Origin of the sequence: Clostridium saccharoperbutylacetonicum N1-4(HMT), assembly GCF_000340885.1 — a bacterium.
In the GTDB taxonomy this organism is placed as follows: domain Bacteria; phylum Bacillota; class Clostridia; order Clostridiales; family Clostridiaceae; genus Clostridium; species Clostridium saccharoperbutylacetonicum.
The window spans coordinates 5395409-5417524 of sequence record NC_020291.1; the positions used below are offsets into that span (position 1 = coordinate 5395409).

Annotated in this window: 18 protein-coding genes; 4 read left to right on the top strand and 14 right to left on the bottom strand. The window is 30.4% G+C overall.

Annotated features, from left to right (window positions below; all coding sequences use genetic code 11):
* Window positions 1–94 precede the first annotated feature (94 nt).
* Both uxuA and CSPA_RS23770 read right to left on the bottom strand, forming a co-directional pair.
* Complete coding sequence (gene uxuA / locus CSPA_RS23765; RefSeq protein WP_015394950.1) at window positions 95–1156, bottom strand: mannonate dehydratase; 1062 nt, start codon at window positions 1154–1156, stop codon at window positions 95–97.
* Between the two features lie 169 nt (window positions 1157–1325).
* Window positions 1326–1997 (bottom strand): GntR family transcriptional regulator, encoded by a 672-nt coding sequence (locus tag CSPA_RS23770; protein WP_015394951.1) that lies wholly within the window; start codon window positions 1995–1997, stop codon window positions 1326–1328.
* A 338-nt stretch (window positions 1998–2335) separates the two neighbouring features.
* Here CSPA_RS23770 and CSPA_RS23775 point away from each other — a divergent pair, with 338 nt between their 5' ends.
* Window positions 2336–3211 (top strand): AraC family transcriptional regulator, encoded by an 876-nt coding sequence (locus CSPA_RS23775; protein WP_015394952.1) that lies wholly within the window; start codon window positions 2336–2338, stop codon window positions 3209–3211.
* Between the two features lie 187 nt (window positions 3212–3398).
* Here the strand turns inward: CSPA_RS23775 and CSPA_RS23780 are convergent, their stop codons facing one another.
* Window positions 3399–4976 (bottom strand): class I adenylate-forming enzyme family protein, encoded by a 1578-nt coding sequence (locus CSPA_RS23780; protein ID WP_015394953.1) that lies wholly within the window; start codon window positions 4974–4976, stop codon window positions 3399–3401.
* Window positions 4977–5023: 47 nt separating this feature from the next.
* Entirely contained in the window at window positions 5024–6010 is a 987-nt protein-coding gene (locus tag CSPA_RS23785) for a 3-oxoacyl-[acyl-carrier-protein] synthase III C-terminal domain-containing protein (protein ID WP_026106328.1), read from the bottom strand.
* Between the two features lie 457 nt (window positions 6011–6467).
* Here CSPA_RS23785 and CSPA_RS23790 point away from each other — a divergent pair, with 457 nt between their 5' ends.
* Window positions 6468–7310, top strand: coding sequence for a methyl-accepting chemotaxis protein (locus tag CSPA_RS23790; protein ID WP_015394955.1), 843 nt, complete (start codon window positions 6468–6470; stop codon window positions 7308–7310).
* 321 nt (window positions 7311–7631) lie between these two features.
* Window positions 7632–9746, top strand: a complete 2115-nt coding sequence (locus CSPA_RS23795; protein ID WP_015394956.1) for a M6 family metalloprotease domain-containing protein — start codon at window positions 7632–7634, stop codon at window positions 9744–9746.
* Window positions 9747–9861: 115 nt separating this feature from the next.
* Here CSPA_RS23795 and CSPA_RS23800 read toward each other — a convergent pair whose 3' ends face one another.
* The 9 genes from CSPA_RS23800 to thiS all read right to left on the bottom strand — a co-directional run bounded on the left by CSPA_RS23800 (window position 9862) and on the right by thiS (window position 17785).
* Window positions 9862–11232 carry a HAMP domain-containing sensor histidine kinase gene (locus CSPA_RS23800; RefSeq protein ID WP_015394957.1) on the bottom strand — a complete coding sequence of 457 codons (1371 nt, stop codon included), beginning with the start codon at window positions 11230–11232 and terminating at the stop codon, window positions 9862–9864.
* Window positions 11222–11923 carry a response regulator transcription factor gene (locus tag CSPA_RS23805; protein WP_015394958.1) on the bottom strand — a complete coding sequence of 234 codons (702 nt, stop codon included), beginning with the start codon at window positions 11921–11923 and terminating at the stop codon, window positions 11222–11224. Before CSPA_RS23805 ends, CSPA_RS23800 begins: the two co-directional genes overlap by 11 nt.
* Before the next feature lie 12 nt (window positions 11924–11935).
* Window positions 11936–13204 (bottom strand): hypothetical protein, encoded by a 1269-nt coding sequence (locus CSPA_RS23810; protein WP_015394959.1) that lies wholly within the window; start codon window positions 13202–13204, stop codon window positions 11936–11938.
* A gap of 60 nt (window positions 13205–13264) precedes the next feature.
* The gene (locus CSPA_RS23815; RefSeq protein WP_015394960.1) at window positions 13265–13909 is read right to left on the bottom strand and encodes a hypothetical protein; all 645 of its coding nucleotides are present in this window, start codon (window positions 13907–13909) and stop codon (window positions 13265–13267) included.
* 269 nt (window positions 13910–14178) lie between these two features.
* The gene (locus tag CSPA_RS23820; protein ID WP_015394961.1) at window positions 14179–14775 is read right to left on the bottom strand and encodes a thiamine phosphate synthase; all 597 of its coding nucleotides are present in this window, start codon (window positions 14773–14775) and stop codon (window positions 14179–14181) included.
* Window positions 14768–15925, bottom strand: coding sequence for a 2-iminoacetate synthase ThiH (thiH, locus tag CSPA_RS23825; RefSeq protein WP_015394962.1), 1158 nt, complete (start codon window positions 15923–15925; stop codon window positions 14768–14770). Before thiH ends, CSPA_RS23820 begins: the two co-directional genes overlap by 8 nt.
* Before the next feature lie 13 nt (window positions 15926–15938).
* Window positions 15939–16715 carry a thiazole synthase gene (locus tag CSPA_RS23830; protein ID WP_015394963.1) on the bottom strand — a complete coding sequence of 259 codons (777 nt, stop codon included), beginning with the start codon at window positions 16713–16715 and terminating at the stop codon, window positions 15939–15941.
* 61 nt (window positions 16716–16776) lie between these two features.
* Complete coding sequence (gene thiF, locus CSPA_RS23835) at window positions 16777–17586, bottom strand: sulfur carrier protein ThiS adenylyltransferase ThiF (protein ID WP_015394964.1); 810 nt, start codon at window positions 17584–17586, stop codon at window positions 16777–16779.
* Window position 17587: 1 nt separating this feature from the next.
* Complete coding sequence (gene thiS / locus CSPA_RS23840) at window positions 17588–17785, bottom strand: sulfur carrier protein ThiS (RefSeq protein ID WP_015394965.1); 198 nt, start codon at window positions 17783–17785, stop codon at window positions 17588–17590.
* A gap of 331 nt (window positions 17786–18116) precedes the next feature.
* Between thiS and CSPA_RS23845 the strand changes: the two genes are divergently transcribed.
* Window positions 18117–19445, top strand: a complete 1329-nt coding sequence (locus CSPA_RS23845) for an APC family permease (protein ID WP_015394966.1) — start codon at window positions 18117–18119, stop codon at window positions 19443–19445.
* Window positions 19446–19505: 60 nt separating this feature from the next.
* On the opposite strand, the gene CSPA_RS23850 is transcribed toward CSPA_RS23845, so the two are convergent.
* On the bottom strand, window positions 19506–22073 hold the full coding sequence (locus tag CSPA_RS23850) for a hypothetical protein (RefSeq protein ID WP_015394967.1): 2568 nt from the start codon (window positions 22071–22073) through the stop codon (window positions 19506–19508).
* Between the last annotated feature and the right edge of the window lie 43 nt (window positions 22074–22116).

The window sequence follows — 22116 nt, forward strand, 5'->3', positions numbered from 1 at the left end:
ACCTCTTAATAATCTTATTAAAAAGATTGTCCTCATTTTAAAATAATAACTAATAAAAATTTAATTATTATAAATTGAGTTTAAATTTTAATATCTATTTATTTCTTTGTAATGAATCCCATATTCCCCATATGTACATAATTCCAAGTGCTCTATCATAAAGTCCATAACCTGGTCTGCATTGTTCATTCCAAATATGTCTTCCATGATCTGGTCTTGCATATCCAGTAAATCCAACTTCATGATATGCTTTAACTATGTCACATATATCTAGAGAACCATCACATGTTCTATGAGATGTTTCAATAAAATCACCATTTTCATAAATCTTTACATTTCTAATATGTGCAAAAGCAATTCTATTTCCAAATTTTCTTATCATAGCTGGTACATCATTATTTGGATTTGAACCTATTGCTCCACTACAAAGAGTTAAACAGTTATAAGGATTATCTACAAGCTTTAGTAATCTTGCTAAATCATTTCTGTCTTTTACTATTCTTGGTAGTCCGAAGATTGACCAAGGTGGATCATCCGGATGTACTGCCATCTTAATATCATTTATTTCTGCAACAGGTATAATTTGTTCTAAGAAATATTTTAAGTTATTCCATAAATCTTCTTCTGTTACATTCTTATATGCTTCAAAAAGCTGTGATAGATTTTTAAGTCTTTCTGGCTCCCACCCTGGCATTGTAAGGTCTGGATTTGATGCTATTTTATTAACTAATTCCATTGGATCTATATCATTAATCTTTGCTTTTTCATAGAAAAGAGCTGTTGAGCCATCTTCTGCCTCTTTGTATAGATCTGTTCTAAGCCAGTCAAACACAGGCATAAAGTTATAACAAATAACCTTTACTCCAACCTTAGCTAACTTCTCTATTGTTTTTTTGTAATTTTCAATGTATTTATCTCTTGTTGGTAATCCTAGCTTAATATCCTCATGAACATTAACACTTTCAACAACGTCTAAGTTAAATCCATATTTATCAGTTGCTTCTTTTACCTTAAGAATTTTTTCCATTGGCCATTCTTCACCAGCTGCCATATCATGAAGAGCCCAGACAATCGATTCCACGCCTGGAATTTGTTTGATTTGATCAAGTGTTACGGTATCATTTCCTTCACCGTACCATCTAAACCCCATTTTCATAGTTATGTTCCTCCTATTACTCTACTTGGTTTTTAATGCATTAGTTCGTATAAAATAATATGTAAAATTATTGATTCCATACCTCTTTCAAGCATCACCTCCTTTAAATTAAGAATACAAGTAAGTGCCTTATTATTTTTAATTTCTATAATTCATAAAAATCACTTAATTATTTGAAATAGTTTGGATACATTTCTCTCACTTGATTTTTATCTAATACAACCATATTCAAATGCTTTCTCATTGACTCTTCTGCTTCATTTTCATTCTTGTTTTTTATTGCATTAAAAATCTCCTTATGCTGTTCATAAATATTATCCCAACTTTGATTTGATACAAGTCTAAGTACACGTATTCTTTGAAATTCAGTACTATCGTCACTTATACTTTTCCATATTCTTTTTCTATTACAGCCATCAAAAATTATCTTATGATATTCTTCATCTGCGGCAAATAATTTTTTATAATCATGATTTTCCATATACATTTCTTGAAGTTTTAAATTCATTTCCAAGGCCAATAAATTTTCATTTGAAAATTTATTGCATGCTTCTTTTACTACGGCCCTTTCCAAATGTTCACGCAAAAATCTTCCTTCTTCTACAGCAGATAAATCTATTAACGAAACTTTAGTTCCTTTTTGAGGATAAATATTCACTAAGCCTTCTTGAGCCAAACGGACAAGTGCTTCTCTTACTGGTGTTCTACTTACGCCATACTTTTCCGAAAGCTCATTTTCAGAAATCATAGTGCCTGGCTCAAGATATATATTAATTATTTCTTCTCTAAGTTTGTAATATATTGTTTTACTTGTTGTGTTCTTATTCACTTCTAAAGCCATTATATATTTTCTCCCTTGTTTAGAATAACCATACTTGTATGGTACTTATGAGTGCAGCTATATCCAAAAACCGTTTACAGCTATTGTAAAAATAAATGCCGCTTTTTTTCTCAGGCACTTTCCATGCTTAAATTATAGTTGAAAGGTATAAAAAAAAATATGCTTCTATTGCTTAATAACTTGTAAATGTTGCTATAGTAAAATATAATATACCTAAGTTTTATTAAAAAATGTGACTTTACATGATTATTTCTAATTTTTAAAACGTTTAATTGTCTAATAATTCAGTAAATTTATTGCAATTTCTACAAAATTTAAAAATATCATAGGAGGTACAAATGAAAAAGAAAATACACGATTTTTTTACTCGTAAGCATATGATTTCCAGCGATTATGAAATTTTTCACTTCTTAAATACTGATCTTCCATTTCAATATTTACATAATCATGATTTCTATGAACTTTATCTATATCTCTCTGGAGATGTTACTTATTTAATTGAAGGAAAATCCTATAATCTTAAATCTGGTGATATCATATTGATTAATACAAATGAGCTTCATCGTGCAGTTATTAATAGTATGAAGGCTCCTTATGAACGCATCGTGCTATGGATAAATAAGTCTTTTTTACATGAGTTGTCAACAACAGAAACTGACCTTACGCAATGCTTTGAAAATATAGAAAAGAAGAATGTATTAAGACCTGATTTTCAAATTCAACAAAATATAAGAGCTCAGCTGAGTAAACTTCTTGATCTTGAAAATTATAAAGGTATAGGCAAAGATTTACTATATAAAGCTTATATGCTAGAACTTATAATTCAATTAAACAATCTTGTACTAAACGATAAATCTGATTTAGATATTGAAATAACAAAGAGTAATTTGATTGATGGAATAGTTGAATATATCAATAATCATATCAATGAAGAAATTACTATTGACGAACTTTCTAAAGAATTCTATCTTAGTAAATTTCACCTAGCTAGGGAATTTAAAAAATACACTGGTACTTCAATTCATAGATACTGTATGCAAAAAAAGTTAATTGCTGCAAAAGAGTTGATTCTAAATCATCATCCAATAAATGTTGTATATAAACAATCTGGATTTGGAGATTACACAAACTTTTTTAGAGCTTTTAAAAATGAGTATGGTATTTCACCTAAACAGTTTTATAAACTTATGGTTAAATCTGATTCGGAAATATGATTTGTTTTTTATTCTTTTCTTATACACAACTCAGTTAAATAGTCTTTTTCATATATTATCCACAGATTTTACTGTATTATAAATTTCTAAAGAATAAAAAAATTAAGCATCTTAAAATAACTAAATTATCTCTAGTTTCTTTAAGATGCTTAAAATTATGATTAAAATATATATTACTTTTCTTAATTTAATTGACCGCAATTTCAACTAATTCACTAGAATTAATTTTTTCACATGCAATTTGCTTTAATAAATTGCGCCTAATTTTCCCAGTTGATGTTAATGGAAATGAATCAATAGATTCTATATACTTTGGAATCTTACACTTTGATATTTTTCCACATAAAAATTTTATTATATCTTCTTTAGTTAATGAAGAAGTTTTATTAATTTTAATAAAAGCAAATATTTCTTCTCCTAAAATTTCATCTGGAACTCCAACTATAATTGCATTTTCAATTTCTGGGTGCTTTATAAGATGATTTTCAATATCTACAGGCGAAATATTTTCTCCCCCCCGAATTATTACATCCTTAAGCCGTCCTTTTATAGATAAATAACCGTCTTCATCTATAAATGCCAAATCACCTGTACGTATCCAGTCATCAACAATAGTAGCATTTGTAGCTATTGGATTATTATAATATCCAACCATGCTATAAGGACTTTTTACATATAATTCACCTTCAGAATTTTTAGGCAGTATTTCTTTAGTTTCTGGATTGCATATTTTTATCTCCACATGCTTAACTGGTTTACCAACTGTATTTATTTTAGGATCATTTTTATCATAAACCGTAGTTTGCGTTACTCCTAAAGTTTCAGTTTGTCCAAAAGTATTGTTTAATTCAGAAATAGAAAGTTTCTCCATTATGTCTTTCATGAGGGTTTTAGCAGAAACTGCCCCTGCAATCATTCCAACTCTTAAACTTGAAATATCGTATGAGTCACAATTTGTTAATAAATATTGATACATTGTTGGTACTCCATGAAAGCCAGTACATCTTTCACTTTCAATTGCTTTTAATGCAACAGAGGTTTTAAATTTTTTCATTAAAACAATTTTACTACCAGCTAAAAGACCTAAAATTGCAGAATATTTACCACCTAAGATATGATTTAATGGAAGAGTAACTAATATAGTATCTTCAGAAGTATACTTAAAATTCTCAAGAAAAGAAAGGGGGCCATTTAATACTGCACTATGGGTAAACATGATCCCTTTCGGATTTCCAGTAGTTCCTGAAGTATAAAGAATTGTAGCCATATCATTTACCGAAACATTATTATATACAGCAATCAGTTCATCTTCTAGAGCTTTCTTCATTTGCGACATGATAAGACCTAAATTAAACAACGTTTTCATTTTTAACGTAATTTTTAAATAATCAAATTTTTTTAAGTCAACTTTCTCAATCATATCCTTATCGCTTACTATTAATATTGTGGATTGAGATTGTTTTAACATATAATCTATTTCCTCTTCAGTAGAAGAATAATTTAAGCATACACAAACTGCTCCTATTTTTAATATTGCCAAAAACACTATTATCCATTCTGGGGAATTGCATGCCAATAAAGCTACATGATCTCCTTTTTTTATTCCAATTGATATCAAACTTTTTGAAATTAAATCTATTTCTTTACTAAGTTTTTCATATGTAAATCTTCTACCATCTTCAACATAAACTAATGCTTCCTTATCAGCAAATTTATTAAATACCCTGGTTATATATGTCCCTATAGTTTCATTAATTAATTCCATAATTAATACACCTCTCATTCAAAATAGAAAATAGTATAAAGATTAAATTAATATTTTATTAATGAGGTTATATGGGTTGATCCAGCTGCAACAGTACAAAATACTACATAATTTCCACGTTTGATACGCCCTGTTTTTATTCCTTCATAGAATACTAGGAATGGACTTGTAGTTCCTGTATATCCATATGTATCACCAACATAAAGGCTTTTTTCTTCTGAAATACCTATTTTCTCACGTAATGTAACTATATTTTTGTAAGCTATTTGAGAAAAGCAAAACATAGAAATATCCTCAATAGACAATTTACTATTATCTAATATTGAATTTATGTTTTCTATAGCTCCATCTATCCACCATGTTCCAAAGGATTTCCATTTTACATACATTTCTTCCTTGGGAGCATCATAAATATGTGCAAATCCACATTTAGGAAACCTAACATAATCAATAAAATCATTATTAACACTTACCTTAGTATCAATTAGCTTACAATCTTCTTCAGTTCTTTCTAATATGACAGCACATGAAACATCCCCATATTGTCCATAACACTCTTCATTTTCTGGACTCACTTGTGGTGTTAGATAATCACTCCCTACCAAAAGCACTCTATTTATTTGTGGATTTGTTGATATATACCTATTAACCAAGTCTAGGGCATAGGTCATTCCAATACAGTTTACATTCATATCATGACAAAAGCATTCCTTTTTCCCGTTAATGGCACTATGAATAATTAGTGCTGACGTTGGAGAAACATACTCTGAAAGCATACCTGAATATACAATCATATCTATATCTTTTCCTGTGCAATTAGATTTTTTTAGTACCTTATGAGAAACTTCTATTGCCATAGTCAATGCATTTTCACTCTCACGATTAATTTCATATCTGTATTTTCTTCCTAAGGTTTCCTCAAAAAATTTTTTTACATCTTTTCCTTGTTTCTTGAAATGTTCTATGTAGTAGTCATTACTAACAATATTTCTTCCATGATACACTTCAATATCTCTCACTTTAACATTTTCCATATTATTTTTAACTATATTTTATTATAGTATTAAAAATATAGTTAACCCGCCTCCTTTATATGTTAATTATGGTATTATATATAATATAACATATTATTTAAATTTTATCATTGATATTGTTCATATTTCAGATGCAAATTATCATTTATAAACAAAACAGTGTGTATATCATACACTTCTCAATAAAAGCATACATTTTTTTCATAATTCTTAATATGACAATTATATTTTTAGAAAAATATCAACTTAAAACAATTACAATGTATCCAATACTATTTAATTATATGGTAAAATATATCTAAGATAAATTTTCCAGATAAACAAATGATAACTCATTGGATGAATATACTGGCTTTTACGTTAATTATAAGGAAATTGGAACTAATATTTAAGAAAAGGAGGCTTAGTATACACTCTATAAAATAATAAATAAATGGTAAAAAGGGGAGAGATGAAAATGATAAAAAAAATATCTGATAACAAATTAATGGAATCCTTTTACACTATGATGCCATACTTCAAATATTACTTTGGAACAGAATTAGGTTTTACTATTTCTAACTCCGAAGAATTCCTTCTAGTGCAAAATAGCGAGCATCTAAAAATTAATTTTAAAGCAGGCGATAAAATTCCACCTGGATCTGCTGCTGATACCTGTTTAAAAAGAAAAGAAATTATACATATTACTGTACCAAAAGAAGTTTTTGGGTTTCCTGTAGAAACAATAGGCATCCCAGTTATTGTTGATGATAACGTTGAAGGTACATTGATAACAAGTATGAGCGTTGACAATACGGTAAAGAAAGAAAAAATATCAAATCTTGCAAATATATTATCAGGAGCCTTAACGCAAATGAGTAAAAATGCAGTAGAAATGGCTTCTACTTTTCAACAAATAGGTGAAACTAATGAAAGCATTAAGAATTTTATTCTCGAGACAAAAGAAAGTTCTAAAAAAACTGATGAGGTTTTAACATTCATTGAAGGTATTGCAAAACAAACCAATTTACTTGGGCTAAATGCAGCTATTGAATCAGCAAGAGCTGGAGAATACGGAAAAGGATTTGGGGTAGTATCTTCTGAAATTAGAAATCTTTCCAACTCAACAAAAGAATCAATAATGCAAATTAATGAAATTTTAAATAATATACAAAATTCAATAAATGAAATTTATGAAAGGTTTGAAAAATCCAATAATTTATTAGGAAATCAAACAGCAGGCCTTGAAGAAATTACTGCAACTATTGAAGAACTCACATCTAATGCTACTCAATTAAATGAATTTGCACGCCAAGACTAAAATATAAATATACCCTTACCTTCATAAAATATGCTGTTGTAAAAAAAGCCCCAGCTTACAACAGCATATTTCATGTCGCTTTTTCATTTTTTTCTTTTTTTATGTTATACTCACAAATAATCACAAATTTCCAAAAATATCTATAAATCACCAATTCTACACATTTAACATCTTCCCTTATATTCCAATATTATTATAAATTAGACATTTTTACACAAAAAGTATTTACATTTTTATGAATTTCTGAGATTATATAATAGTTGGCCAACTAAATTAAAGAAATTCTTTTACTTTAAACGAATATAAGGAGAGGTATTTATAATGAGAAAAATAATGAGATGTTTAACGACTACAGCTATTGTAGCAACTATATTGGGTGGTATGAGTATAGGTGCATCTGCTGCACCATATACTAATCTAAAATATGAATTATCACAACCAGATGGAAGTAAAGTTCAGGTTAAAATTACGGGGGATGAATATTTTCAACAAGTTGAAAGCTTGGATGGATATACACTTTGCCGTGACAAAGATGGTTGGATATGCTATGCAAAGTTAAATGACGATAGCACCGATTATGTTTCAACTGGAGAAATTTATAAAAATTCTAGTGAATTAAGTGATTCAAAATTTGCTGTTAACGCTAACAATAAAAGTGAAAAAACTAATCTTCAAAAACATTTAAAAATAAAAAAAGAAGCCATTAAGACAAAAGTAAACAAGGTAAGAAAAAATTTACATACTGATGATTATCTTTCTTCTTCATTAGCTAAAAGTAAAATTGATAATAATATAGATAACTTACTTGATTCTAAGGCTCAAGCTTCTTCCCTAAGTAATGTACAAGGGTTAACAATTTTAGTTAATTTTACTGATCAAAACAGTGACATATCAAAATCAGATATCAATGATTTCTTGAATGGAGTTGGATATACAGGCTATGGGAATAATGGTTCTGTACGTGATTTTTATTATGATGTCTCTGGTGGTAAACTAACATATACTAACAATGTAATAGGATTTTATACAGCTAAACAACCAAAATCATATTATGATGATTTAGATGAAGAAACTGGTACATATACTAAAGCAAACGAACTTACAGAAGAAGTTTTTCAATGGCTAAAAACTCAAAATTTTGATTCTTCAAAAATCACAAAGGATGCTAACGGCTATGCCAAAGCTGTAAATATCCTTTATGCAGGTAAACCAGTAGCAGGTTGGGCAAAGGGATTATGGCCACATCAAGCTTGGTATGGAAAAAATGTCAATATAAATGGCATGAAAATCCAAAAGTACGAAATGTCTAACATAGGTGATGATTTATCAATATATACAATCTGCCACGAAAGTGGACATATGATTTATGGATATCCAGATTTATATGATTATGATGGAGATTCAAATGGTACTGGTGCATATAGTTTAATGAGTGGAAATTCTGATCAAAAAAATCCTATTCCACCTGACCCTTATTGCAGAAATATCATATCAGGTTGGAATACTCCAACCACTATGAATTCTTACAGTGATGGAACAAAATTAGAAGCTGTTGCTGATCCAAACGGAAATCAATATTCATATAAATGGACAGGAAATAATTCTAAAGAATACTTTCTTGTTGAAAATCTACAAAAAAAAGGTAGATATGCTACCTTGCCAGATTCTGGTCTTGGAATTTGGCATGTAGATGAAAATGGTGATAACTCTAGAAACCAAATGACCTCAAGTAATCATTTCCTTGTATCTATTGAACAAGCTGATGGTAAATTCGATTTAGAAAAAAATAGAAATGCCGGAAATGTGGGAGATTTGTTTAAAAGTGGCTATAAAGATTCATTCAATGATTCCACTTCTCCTAATTCTAAATGGTGGAATGGAACATCTTCCGGTTTAAATATTTCACAAGTAAGTGCTTCAGGAAATAAGATGACATTTGTTAAAGGAATAGGTAATTCGAATCCTGGAAACAATCCCGATCCAACAAATCCAGATACTAATAAAGATTCAAATATAGCCAGACAAGCTATTGTTACTACTTCTTATGTGTCTGATTGGGAAACAATAAAGGCATTAAATGATGGAAAAGACCCTAAGAATTCAAATGACAAAAGCAACGGAGCATATGGAAATTGGCCAAAAACTGGATCACAATGGGTACAATATCAATTTAATAAAAACTTTACTCTATCAGGTTGCGATGTGTATTGGTTTAAAGACGGCCAAGGTGTAGATGTACCAGCTTCATATAGAATATTATATTGGGATGGACAAGCTTGGCAGGATGTAAAGAATGCAACAGGCTTTGGTACTGAAATCAATAAATATAATACTACTACTTTTACTCCAGTATCAACAAATGCAATAGCAATTCAAATGGAATCAAACGGATCTAGCTCAACTGGAATTCTTGAATGGAAAGTATATGGTAAATAAAAGTTTGTGAATTTGAAAACTTAAAATGATCTGTGTCACATCATTTGATAATTTTTTAAATGATGTGACACAAATCTTCTATTTCTAAATCTCATGCTTTTTCTCATCATATTCTTCATTCTATTAAAGGCAGTGTAATTATCACTGATGTGCCTTTTCCATACTCACTTTCAATTTGAATAGTCCCTTTATGCATTTCTACTATATTTCGAGAAATTACTAATCCAAGTCCTGCACCTATTGATTTAGGATCAATCTTATAAAATGACCTCATTACATATTCAAGCTCCTCTTCTTTAATACCAATGCCGCTATCACTTATTTGAATAATAACAGAATTATTATTAACTGCTTGAGTGACATAAATTGAACTATCTTTATAAGAAAACTTAATAGCATTATCTAATACATTAAGTATAACTTGCTTTAACTTATCTCTATCTGCCTTAAAAATAAATGGTATTGCTTCAACAATAACTCTGATTTCTTTTTTTTCTGCTTTTTTTTGAAGTTGAAAGGCACCCTCACGAATAAGTTCATCTAAATTAAACTTTGAGATATTGAGATTTATTCTATCAGCTTGATACCTTGAAAAGTCCAAAAGATTCTCCACTAAATTTATAAGACGTTCTGATTCTCCATTAATAATTTTTAATCCAAATCTTAGTTCTTCGTCAGTCATTTCATTTGGAGATTGCATTGTCTCAATCCATCCCTTAATTCCTGTCAAAGGCGTCCGGAGTTCATGTGAAATTGATGAGATGAATTCATTTTTTAAACGATCTGTTTTTAATATTTCATCTCCCATATAATTAAGTGTTTTTGCTATTTCTCCAAACTCATGTGGATATACCTTTTCAATTTTCTCCTTATACTGACCAGCAGCTATTTTATTTGTAAAACTAATAATATCATTTAATGGAGTCACTATGATCTTCCCTAAATGTAAGCTTAACATAAATACAATAAGTGCAACAACTGCGCAAATAATCATTCCATAACCCAATAAACTCATAATTAAAGAATTCACTTTTGTTAAAGCTGTAGAATATCGTAAAATTCCAATTACTTGACCATCAAAGGTAAGAGGCGTATATACACACATGATTTTCTCACCAGAATATTCATTTTCCTCAATTTTATTAATAGTTTTCAGTGCTAGTACAGAAGGATCTAACGAATAGTTTTTATCTCCATAAAAGCCTGTTGATGATTGAATCAATTGCCCATCTCTTTTTAATAATTGTAATTCCGATCCTTTAAGCTGATAAATTTTAATAATTTCATCACTAAAAGCTCTTAAATCAGTATTAGATAAATTAGTTTGCTTTTCAAATACAGATGGTACTGACTCCACATGATTTTGAAAGGTATTAACTATTCCTTGATAATAATATTGTCTTATCCCAGTAACAAAACCTAACATCACAAGTCCTAGGGTGAGCAGAATAATAATCATAAAATAAAAAATGACCTTACGCTTCATAGGTTTGCTCCCTCCAAAGGTAGCCATATCCCCAATCTGTACATAAATACTTTGGATTTGCTGGATCACCTTCAATTTTTCTACGAATACGCCTTATATTAACGTCAACCACTTTTACATCACCTATATAATTTATTCCCCAAACTTCATCTAAAATATTATCCCTTGTAAACACTTGATTTCTATTACTAATTAAAAATTGGAGCAAACAATATTCGGTAGGAGTTACTTTTACCTCTTGTCCTGAACGGAAAACTTTTTTGTTTTTCACATCAAGCTCAAAAGGACCTGATTTAAGAATTGAACCCTCCTCCTTTGAAACTATATAATCTAGTCTTCGAATTAGTGAGATTATCCTTGCTTCTAGCTCATCCATGCTAAAGGGTTTAGATAAATAATCATCGGCACCATTAATAAGGCCTTTAACTTTATCTTCCTGCTGTGTTCTCGCTGTAAGCATAATAATTCCAACAAGTTGGCTTATTTCTCTAATTTTTTGGCAAACCTCAAATCCATCAATACCTGGAAGCATTATATCTAATAATACGATATCAATTTTTCTATTTTTAAAAATAATCAAGGCCTCTTCTCCAGTCTCAGCCTCCCAAACCTCATATTTTTTCTTTTTCAAATTTAGAGAGACAAAACTTCGAATTGAAAGTTCATCCTCAACAACAAGAATTGTTTTCATATTTTGCCACCATTAGAATTCATCTTCACTCAAATGAAAATTTGCATTTGAGATCGATAATTCTTCTTTCATATCAGTATAAAATATTGTATTCTCCGTTTCTCCCAACGTTTCTCCCAACTTAATTTTAGAATCTATATAGGCCTCTTTATTTATCCATTTTACCTCAAACAAAGTTTTCTGATTTTCATTGTCTATTAACTTAACTGCTTTATCAAACTTTTGAACTGTTACCTTATCATACCATTCAGATGGAATTGTAATATAAAAATTCTGTCCAGTATCATTGTATCGTTCTTCAACAGTTTGTTTTGTTCCATCAACACTGTATGTAGAATAAGTATAAATAAAAGGAATTTCAGCCATTGCTGCATCTTCAAAACCTTTAGGAATATACATTCCTCCGACTTCCGTGATACCGTCCTTATTAATATCTCTACTATATAATGGATATGCTTTGAACAAAACACCATCTTCTTCATTTCCAACTTTAACAAGCTTTCCATTATTGTATGCAATAATCTCTGTCAGCATGGAGTGTGCTCCCAAAGAGCTATCTATAAATAAAGCTTTTTCCCCATCTGCTAGTTTTCCACTAACAATATTTTCATGTATACCATCTGGGTTTAATTCAACTAAATAGACAGATTTTAGCTGTCCATTTACATAACTAAACATTTCTGCAGTTTGTAATTTATTTCTTTCACCCTCTAATAATATAACCTCTGGTTTTTTATCTTCATTATAGTCAGCTATGTCTATTTCCTCATATGCTCTATCCACTTTTTTAACCAAAGATTTGCTCTCTAATTCATAAATGTAAAGCTGCTTATTCACCTCAGAATCTGACATAGAAACGCCAAGAATCACTTCTTTTTTTCCATTTCCATAAAGATCATCAATCTTAAAATAATCAAGAGTATTATAGCTAGTAGCTATATCTGATTCTTTAGTCCACCTTCCTTCATCTTCTTTTAACATTAGTAAATGAACTTGTTGATTTTCTCTAGTATCCCTATATAATATGAAGGCTTCATCTTTATCGTCTCCATCTATATCTTCCATAAAAATAGATTGCTTTTGTTCTGCTTTCTTAGGTACTAAATATTCAGCACTATGAGGTAAAATTTCCTTTAAAACTTTACTAACCTCATCTTGTTCCAAATTTGAAAGCATGGGAGTTTGAATCATCTCAATAGTATTTCCTACATTTCCACAGCCAGTTAAAATACCCACTATAGATAGTTCTATAGCTATCAATATTCCACATTTCCTCATCATTTCCTCACCTTCTTTCTTTATATATACTATCTAATTCACATTCTTGTAAATACTTTATTTTTAAAAATCGTTCTTTAAAATATAAACTGCATAAGTTTCTCCTGTATTTGTATCATAATTGATTGATAAAAATACACCATTGTATTTAAAATGAGCATCACCATTTTTGTCACTTATGGACTTTCCAAATACTTCTTTAAATCTACTTATATTTTCACCAATTTTCACGCCATTTAAATTAGCCTCCTTTCCCATAATAAGAACCTGGTCCACCTGAGTATTACTTTTTTTATCAAACCAAACTCTTATAGCTGCTTTTTTAAACTCCACTCCACCTTCATCTACAGAACTTGGTTTTTCATTCAAGGTACTCAAAAGTTTTTCTTTATTTGTTCCTAATAGGCTTATATAGTCTTTGAAATTCATTTCATCAGCATCAATTTTTGATTTATCTATACTCTTCTTAGAATCGATTTGTTTTTCGTCCTCTAGAATTTTAGAAGTTGTTGCTACCTTTGCATCTTTGCTATTTCCTTCATTATTATCTTCAGAATTTTTATCAACTACTACTTTCTTATTTTCAGCATCTGCTTTAGTTAATTCCTTAGATTCACAGCCAATTAACCCAATCAAACTTATCGTAATAAAACTTACCATAGTTACAACTAACAAATTCTTGAATTTCTTTTCAAATTTATTCATCATAATAACTCTCCTAACTATTATTTTATTAACAAGCAATAATTAACTTTCTCTTCTTTAAGTATAAATACTTATGTCTTGTTATTTGATAACTTATCTAAAGTATAAGAGTTTTCTATATAAAAGTGGTTACAAATAAGTTACAGTTTTTAATATATACAATAAGCTAATGTGCCAATTCTAGAAAAGCATAAAATAACCCACGAAAATCTCAAATTAGATTTTCGTGAGTTACATGGTAAAACAGCTCTTCTATATTACTTATCATATTTTTATTTAGATATAAATAGCCTTGGATTTTTGCAAGTCATCAGCCCTGACATGATACAAATACCTTCTGCACCTGCATTAATAACTTTTTCAGCATTTTTAGGCAAAATACCACCAATTGCATAAACTGGAATATTCACTGAATTACAGACTGCTTCCAAGAAATTTAGTCCTCTTGATGGAATACCTTTTTTGCAGTCAGTAGCAAATATATGCCCTGCTATGATATAAGTTGCGCCTAAATTCATAGCTTCTACTGCTTCACTTACTGAATGGATGGAAACTCCCACTTCGTCAAAATCATTACAAACATTCGGATTAGATTTTAATAAATGTAATGGCAAATGGATTTTTTTACATTCAAGTTCTTTTGCTACATTAAAGTAGGTATGCAATATGCACTCTGTATTGTTATTTTTACAAACTTCTAATACTTTAGTAGCTAAATCTTTATATTCATTTTCAGATAGATCTTTTTCTCTAAGTACTATGCTTACAAACTTAATCTTTTTTTCATTTAATCCACATATATCTTGTATCTTCTCTGAAAAATCCTTATTACAAAGCTTGCGATTAGTAATTGCTAATAATTTATACATATATATAATCACTCATAACTACTTGAAGCCCTGACTTTGTAATTGCTTCAGCTATTTCTTCTACTGTTCGTCCATCTGAAATCTCAAATTGTTCATCACCTTTAGCCTCTTCTTCATCACTATGCCCACCTATTCCAACTGAAACTCCTGCTGAAATTTTAGTTGCTGCAATTCCAATAACATTATCACGAAAATGAGCGCATTCACGAGTTGATATCGTAATGTTTGCAAAAGGCAAGAATATTCTATATGCAGTAATTATCTGTAAAAGCTGCTTTTCATGTACGTCTTTTGGATTAATTTTATCATTATTGATTATTGGACGTAATCTTGGACATGAAAGAGCAATTTCCGCATGTGGGTATTTCCGTTGGAGAAGGTATGCATGAAAGCCTGTTGCAAAAGCATCCTTTCGGAAATCATCTAATCCAAGAAGTGCCGCAAATCCAACGCCCCTCATTCCACCTTTTAAGGCTCTTTCCTGTGCATTGAAGCGATAAGGAAAAATACGTTTGTGTCCAGCCAAATGTAATGTTTCATATTTATCTGAATTATAAGTTTCTTGGAATACAGTGACAAAATCCACACCACATTCATGTAAATATGAATATTCATCTGAGTTCATTGGATATACTTCAACACCAACCACATTGAAATATTTTCTAGCTATCTTACAGGCTTCACCAATGTACGAAACATCAGACATACTACGACTTTCACCAGTAAGAAGTAATATTTCTTTTAGTCCAGTCTTTGCAATACTTTGCATTTCTTTTTCTATTTCTCCAGCATTAAGCCTCGCACGCTTAATTTTGTTATGACAGTTAAATCCACAATAAACACAATAATTTTCACAATAATTTGCAATATAAAGAGGTGTAAACATATAAACTGAATTTCCAAAATGCTTACGCGTTTCCAATTTAGCACGCTTAGCCATTTCCTCAAGAAAAGGAAGGGCTGCAGGTGATAATAAAGCTGCAAAATCCTCAATATCTAATACATCTTTATTTAGAGCCCTAAGCACATCATTACCTGTATGTGTTTCATAATCATAGGCTTCCATTTTTGAGATAACCTGATCCATAACATTAGATTCAATGACCTCCATCCCTTGCATATATTCCATATGATTAACACGTTGTTCCATTTAAATCCCCTCCTTAATCTTCAAGAAATCCAGTCAATGGTGATGAAGCTGATGCTCTATTATCAAGTACTCTACCAAGTCCTGAAAGATATGCACTTCTTCCTGCTTCTATAGCATTTTTGAATGCTTTTGCCATAGCTGGTACATTACCTGCTGTAGCAATTGCTGTGTTAGCCATAATAGCAGCAACTCCCATTTCCATAGCTTCGCAAGCCTGAGAAGGTCGTCCAATTCCAGCATCCACAATTATTGGAAGTTCAATTTCATCAACTAAAATTTTGATAAAATCACGTGTACTTAATCCTTTATTTGATCCAATAGGTGCAGCTAGTGGCATAATTGCCGAAGCTCCAGCACTTACCATATCCCGTGCAGCATTTAAATCTGGATACATATAAGGCATCACTACAAATCCCTCTTTTGCAAGAATTTCTGTAGCTTTAATTGTCTCATAATTATCTGGCAACAGATACTTCGAATCACGAATAACTTCGATTTTAACAAAATCTCCGCATCCAACTTCACGAGCTAAACGTGCAATACGAGCAGCTTCTTCAGCATTACGAGCCCCTGATGTATTTGGAAGTAAAGTAACATTTTTAGGTATATAATCTAAAATATTCGCATTACCATCTAAATTAGCGCGACGTAATGCTAAAGTAATAATCTCTGCACCAGCATTTTCAACAGCTGCCTTTATTAAATCAAGTGAATATTTTCCAGATCCTAATATAAATCGCGAATTAAATTCATGTCCACCTATAATAAGTTTATCAGTATTATTTTCCATAATTTTTTCTCCTTTAATTTCTTACAATTGAATAACTCTCTCTTTAAAGTTATCTTTAATTTTATACTTCTTCTATCCCAAGTATTAACCTTAAAATCATATTTGATTGATGGCCCGCACAAATAGATACCCTTGGAGCCATTAGACCTCTCCCTACCATAGCACCTGTTTCCCTATCGCCACATAAATAAAAATTATCTGTTATTTTTTTTGTAACTATTGTATTACTACTCTCATATCCTGCCATTCCTGAAGCTGACACAATTTTCTTTTGTGGATAACATTCAATAATATTATTTACAAGCAGCGCTTTAGCTTGTGGATTATCAAAAGCTTCACAAATAATATCATCCCCTTCAAATAATGATTGAATGTTTTCCTCTGTGACTTGTATCGTATCAATAGTTACTTCAATAAATGGATTTATTTCTTCAATTTCATTTTTTAATGCTTCTGTTTTATATAAACCAAGATGTTTAATTTTATATTGCTGACGATTTAAGTTACTAGGCTCTACTATATCAAAATCAATTAAATGTAAATGCCCTACTCCAGTTCTTGCCAAACTTACTGCTATATTTGAGCCAAGTCCACCAAGACCTGCAATTGCTACTTTGGCAGCTTTAACTTTTTCAAATACATGTGGAGTATGCCTAGCACACATCAAGCTTTCAAATTCATCTTTTGGCGGCATTTTACCTTTTTCAATAAAGTTCACTTCATCATTTTCACTAAGTTCATAATCATCAAAAGTTTGGAATCCGTTAAAAATAGTTATTATATTCTCTTGATTACCATAACTATTTTTACGCAAATCATGAAGCTTCAAACAATTAGTTGTTACTTTTTTCCCATTAATCTTTATATTCAAATCAGCCACCTCCTACAAAGCTCACAACTTCAATAACATCTCCATCAGCTAATATTTTTTCTTTATATTGAGTTTTAGGTATAATAGAACCATTACACTCAACTGCAACGAAGGAAATTTTATACCCTTCTCGTACTAAATAATCAGATAAACTCAGATTATCCGCATTGCTTATTTTATTGCCATTAACGTATATCATAGCCACCCTCCTAAAATTTGGATATAATAAAAAAGGCCACACGAAGACTTACACCCATGGTGGTGTACCCCTTCGTGTGACCTTAATCATCACTCTATAATAAATAATACTAACATAATTATAGACTGTCAATATATAATATATTCTAACTAATAAATCTTTTGTTCCGAAATTTACAATCATTAAAGATTGTAAGCTGTTATTATAGAAAAAAGAAGCTTCTCATAAACATATATTTAAAAATAATTTTTATTGGATTTAGGGCAAGGGTGCTCTGCTAAGCAGAACACTCTTGCCTTTTATAATTTGGAATATAATGGAGGCGTTTATTATGGAACATGGACAATTGAAACGAACTTTGAAAACAAGCGATCTAGTAATTTTTGGTTTAGTATTTATGATTCCCTTAGGGCCAGCTGGAATGTATGGTGTATATTTAGAACCATCTGGCGGAATGGTTGCATTGTGTTATTTAATAGGAATGGTAGCTATGTTCTTTACTGGAATGAGTTACAAGGTAATGGCACAAAAGTTTCCAACAGCAGGCTCTGTATATGTATATGTTCAGAAAGGTGTATCACCTGCATTAGGTTTTCTAACAGGCTGGGCTATATTATTAGATTATTTTTTAATGCCAGCAACTGTTGTTATCATTGGAAGCATTTATGGTAATTCACTTATACCTTCAATTCCAGCTTGGGTTTGGATATTAGGCTTTATCGTATTTAGTACAATAATTAATGTTTTAGGTGTAGATTTAATGTCTAAATGCAGTTGGGTTCTATTTACATTGCAGATTATTGTAATTATAGCTTTTATAGGATGCATTATTAGGCTTTTACTAAATGGAACAATTCATTTTAGCATGATTTCATTTTATAATCCTGAGCAATTTGATTTATCCAGTATTCTTAAAGCAACAGGTATCGTTATTCTTAGCTATTTAGGCTACGATGCCATTAGTACCTTAGCAGAGGAAACTATTAATCCAGAAAAAGCTGTAGGGAAAGCAATTATACTTTCAATTTTAATTATTGGATTAATCTTTATTGCAACAACTTTTTTTGCAGGAATGGCTTATCCAAATTATCAAGATTTAAATCCTGATACAGCCTTCACAGATGTTGTTACCTTTGTAGGGGGAACATGGCTAAATGTCATAACAACAATTACATTGATTCTTTCCTTTGGAATAGCTACAACACAAGCTTCACAAGTAGCAGTTGCAAGAGTACTTTTTGCAATGGGACGTGATGGAGTATTGCCAAAACAGCTAGCATATGTTAGTAAAAAAACACATAGTCCTGTATTTGCCACTGTATTGGTAGGAATCATAATAACACCTATTTCACTTTTTTGTTCTCTTAACTTTATTAGTTCCATTGTAAGTTTTGGTGCATTATTTGGCTTCATTTTATTAAATCTTGCTGTAGTCAGTAGATTTTTACTACATAATGATGAATCAATAAGCTTAAAAAAGAAAATAGTAAATTACGCAATATGCCCTATAATTGGTTTTGCAGTAACCATGTGGATTTTTATTAATCTAGATGCAAATGCGCATCTAATTGGAGCAATTTGGCTATTAATAGGCGGTTTATATTTAGCTAGTGTTACAAAATTCTTTAAAAACCCAGTTCCACAGTTAGAATTAAATTAATGAAAATAATAGACCACGAAAATCAATATAAATTTTCGTGGTCACTATACTTTAATATCTCTAAACCTTATTTTCGCAATAACATAAAAATTTCAATTTTTCTAATTTGAAGTTTGACTTTGCAAGTATTTCTGGCCAAATCTTAATCATTTCATAAGTTTCTTCTTTCTTTTCCTCAGATAGTTTTTCAAAGCATACTAAGTTAGGATCATCTTTCTTATACTTAGTCTCTCCAGCTTTAAAATTCAATTTTTTCTTATAATTGTACCACTGATCATGTTTGGTTTTTGCTAATATCTCAACTTCTCTTTGTGTAAATTCTATAGCTTCCAGCTTTTCATTAACTGAAACCAAATCATAATTTATTTTAAGCAATGAATTTGGGATACTTTTTACTTGCTCTCGATAATAATTTTTTACATCTTCATTTAACTTATTCCATGGTACTAATAATTCACTATTATCACCTTTTTCCTTATTTAAAGACAAATAATTATTATGAATCGCAATTGAAAGTTCTTCTATTTTTTCACTGTAAAAAGCATCATGCATTAAATGACGTAAAAATTGTTCTTCATCTACATGTAATTTTAATTGCTCCTTAGACGGCAGCGATGACTGCTCCCATTTTTTTGCATTGGTTAATATACTCATTTCTAGTATGGCTTCCATTGATCTTGATTCGTGCTTATATCTTCTAATTTTAAGTAACGCTCTAAGAACACCATTATCAATTTGTGCTTCTCTATTTTCATTTATTAAATGAGGTACTTTACGTTCTATCAAAGAACGAAGTAACATAGCTCTTCTTATTATAAATAATTGATCATAATTATCATCAGTTTGATTTGGTCCTAAAATATTTACATAACCTCTTAAGCGGCTTATAAAATCTGGTCCCTTTGCTCCTTTAAATTCAGCTAAAAATTTCTTTTGCTCCTCTTCACTTTCAATATCTTCACCAGAAAATCTACTAAAGGTAATGCTTGTTCCACCTGCAAATACAAATATAGCTTTCCCTATTGGATGAGTGGAATCTCCTTGTCTAAATACTCCATCTTGCATAGGAGCTAAGAAATATTTTAACCAACCTAATTTACCATCAAGGTTAGAATCAAATTCATCAAAAAATACCAATGGTATACTACCTTCCAAAACAACATCTCTTACCTTGTGAAAAGCATTTGCTAAATCTAAAGGCGAACTAAATTGAGATAAATTAAAATCTAACTTTTTAATTAAATTAGAAGCAATACTATTCGCAATTTCAACTATACCAAAGGATTTTCCAGAACCAGGTGTTCCGAATACAGCTATAGAAAGCGGTCTAACTGTATTTTTAGTAGAAATGTATTCTAACATAAGATTTTTTATACTCCTATAACTCTCTATTTCTGCCTTATCAACAGTAGTCAAGTTACCAAATTTAGCTATTGGCATTGAGTTAAGAGCACTTTCAACTCCATTTTTTACTATGTCATATGCTATTTCTGCTAAATTTGTAGAACTCTTATCCTTTAATATATACCAACAAGCACGGCAATTTGGATCTGTCCTTGTAGGAACAACTACATCTTGAACATATTCTTCCTTCACGAAATCATCATCGGCTTCAATAAATATAGAAGCATCAGCGCTATAGGTTGGCGGTTCTTCTCCGAAACCATCTATAAAGAACTTTTGTGCGGCAACAATACCTTTGCGTATTCCACCACTTATTAATTCATGTAAATCTTCATTTTCTGGTATTCCAGAAACAATAGAACTTGAAAGTCCTGCTACAAAACAGGAAGTAAGGCCATACATTTTACCTTGATAATCCTTAATAAAACCACCTTCAAATTCATAAGGTAAAAAATATAATTTAGTTTCCTTTACATCACTATTTCTATAATAAATTGCGCCTTCAAGACCAAAAGGAATTATTAAATGACTACAATTTTCTAAAAAAGAAAGATTTGGATTATTATGAATCTGCCAAATGAAGTCTTGAGCAGTCCTTTCCCAAGATAAACTTTTACTTATATTTACTCCTTTTGAACGTAAATCCTCAGCATTTATAATAACAATCGTATTTTCATTATGGAACTCTTGCAGCTGTTTCCATAGTTCACTAGAATCTATAGGATTACTCATTTGATATAAGATTATTGGTGATGTATTATTTTCTTTCAAAGCCAAAGGCCAAAACTCTTTATTTGCGTTAAAACTATTATTTTCATCATCTAATATAATTAGCTCTGCATAAGGATCATCCTCTATAATTGGAAGGAGCTTGGGAATTCCATGACTAGGTCCTGTAAATCCCATAAATCTACTAACCCTATAAACTTTATTTTTATCATTTTTATTAAACTTTGGGAAAAGTTCTAATTCTACAGTTGAATTAAGAAATTCTTCTGATAAAATCAATTCAATATCTTGTAATTTAGGTGATATTACTGATTTCCCTGTTGCTAATTCAACAAGCTTTGATAGGAATAAAGCTTCACCATTTTTTAAAGTTCTATGCATATTTAACTGACTCTGCCAGTTTAATCCCTTGTTATTCTGTGGGTATGTCATCCACTGTAATGTATTTACACATACGTCTCCTGATACAACAATTTTTATATCTTTATTTTCCACACTAACACCTCCTATTAGAAATTATTATATTATAATAATTATC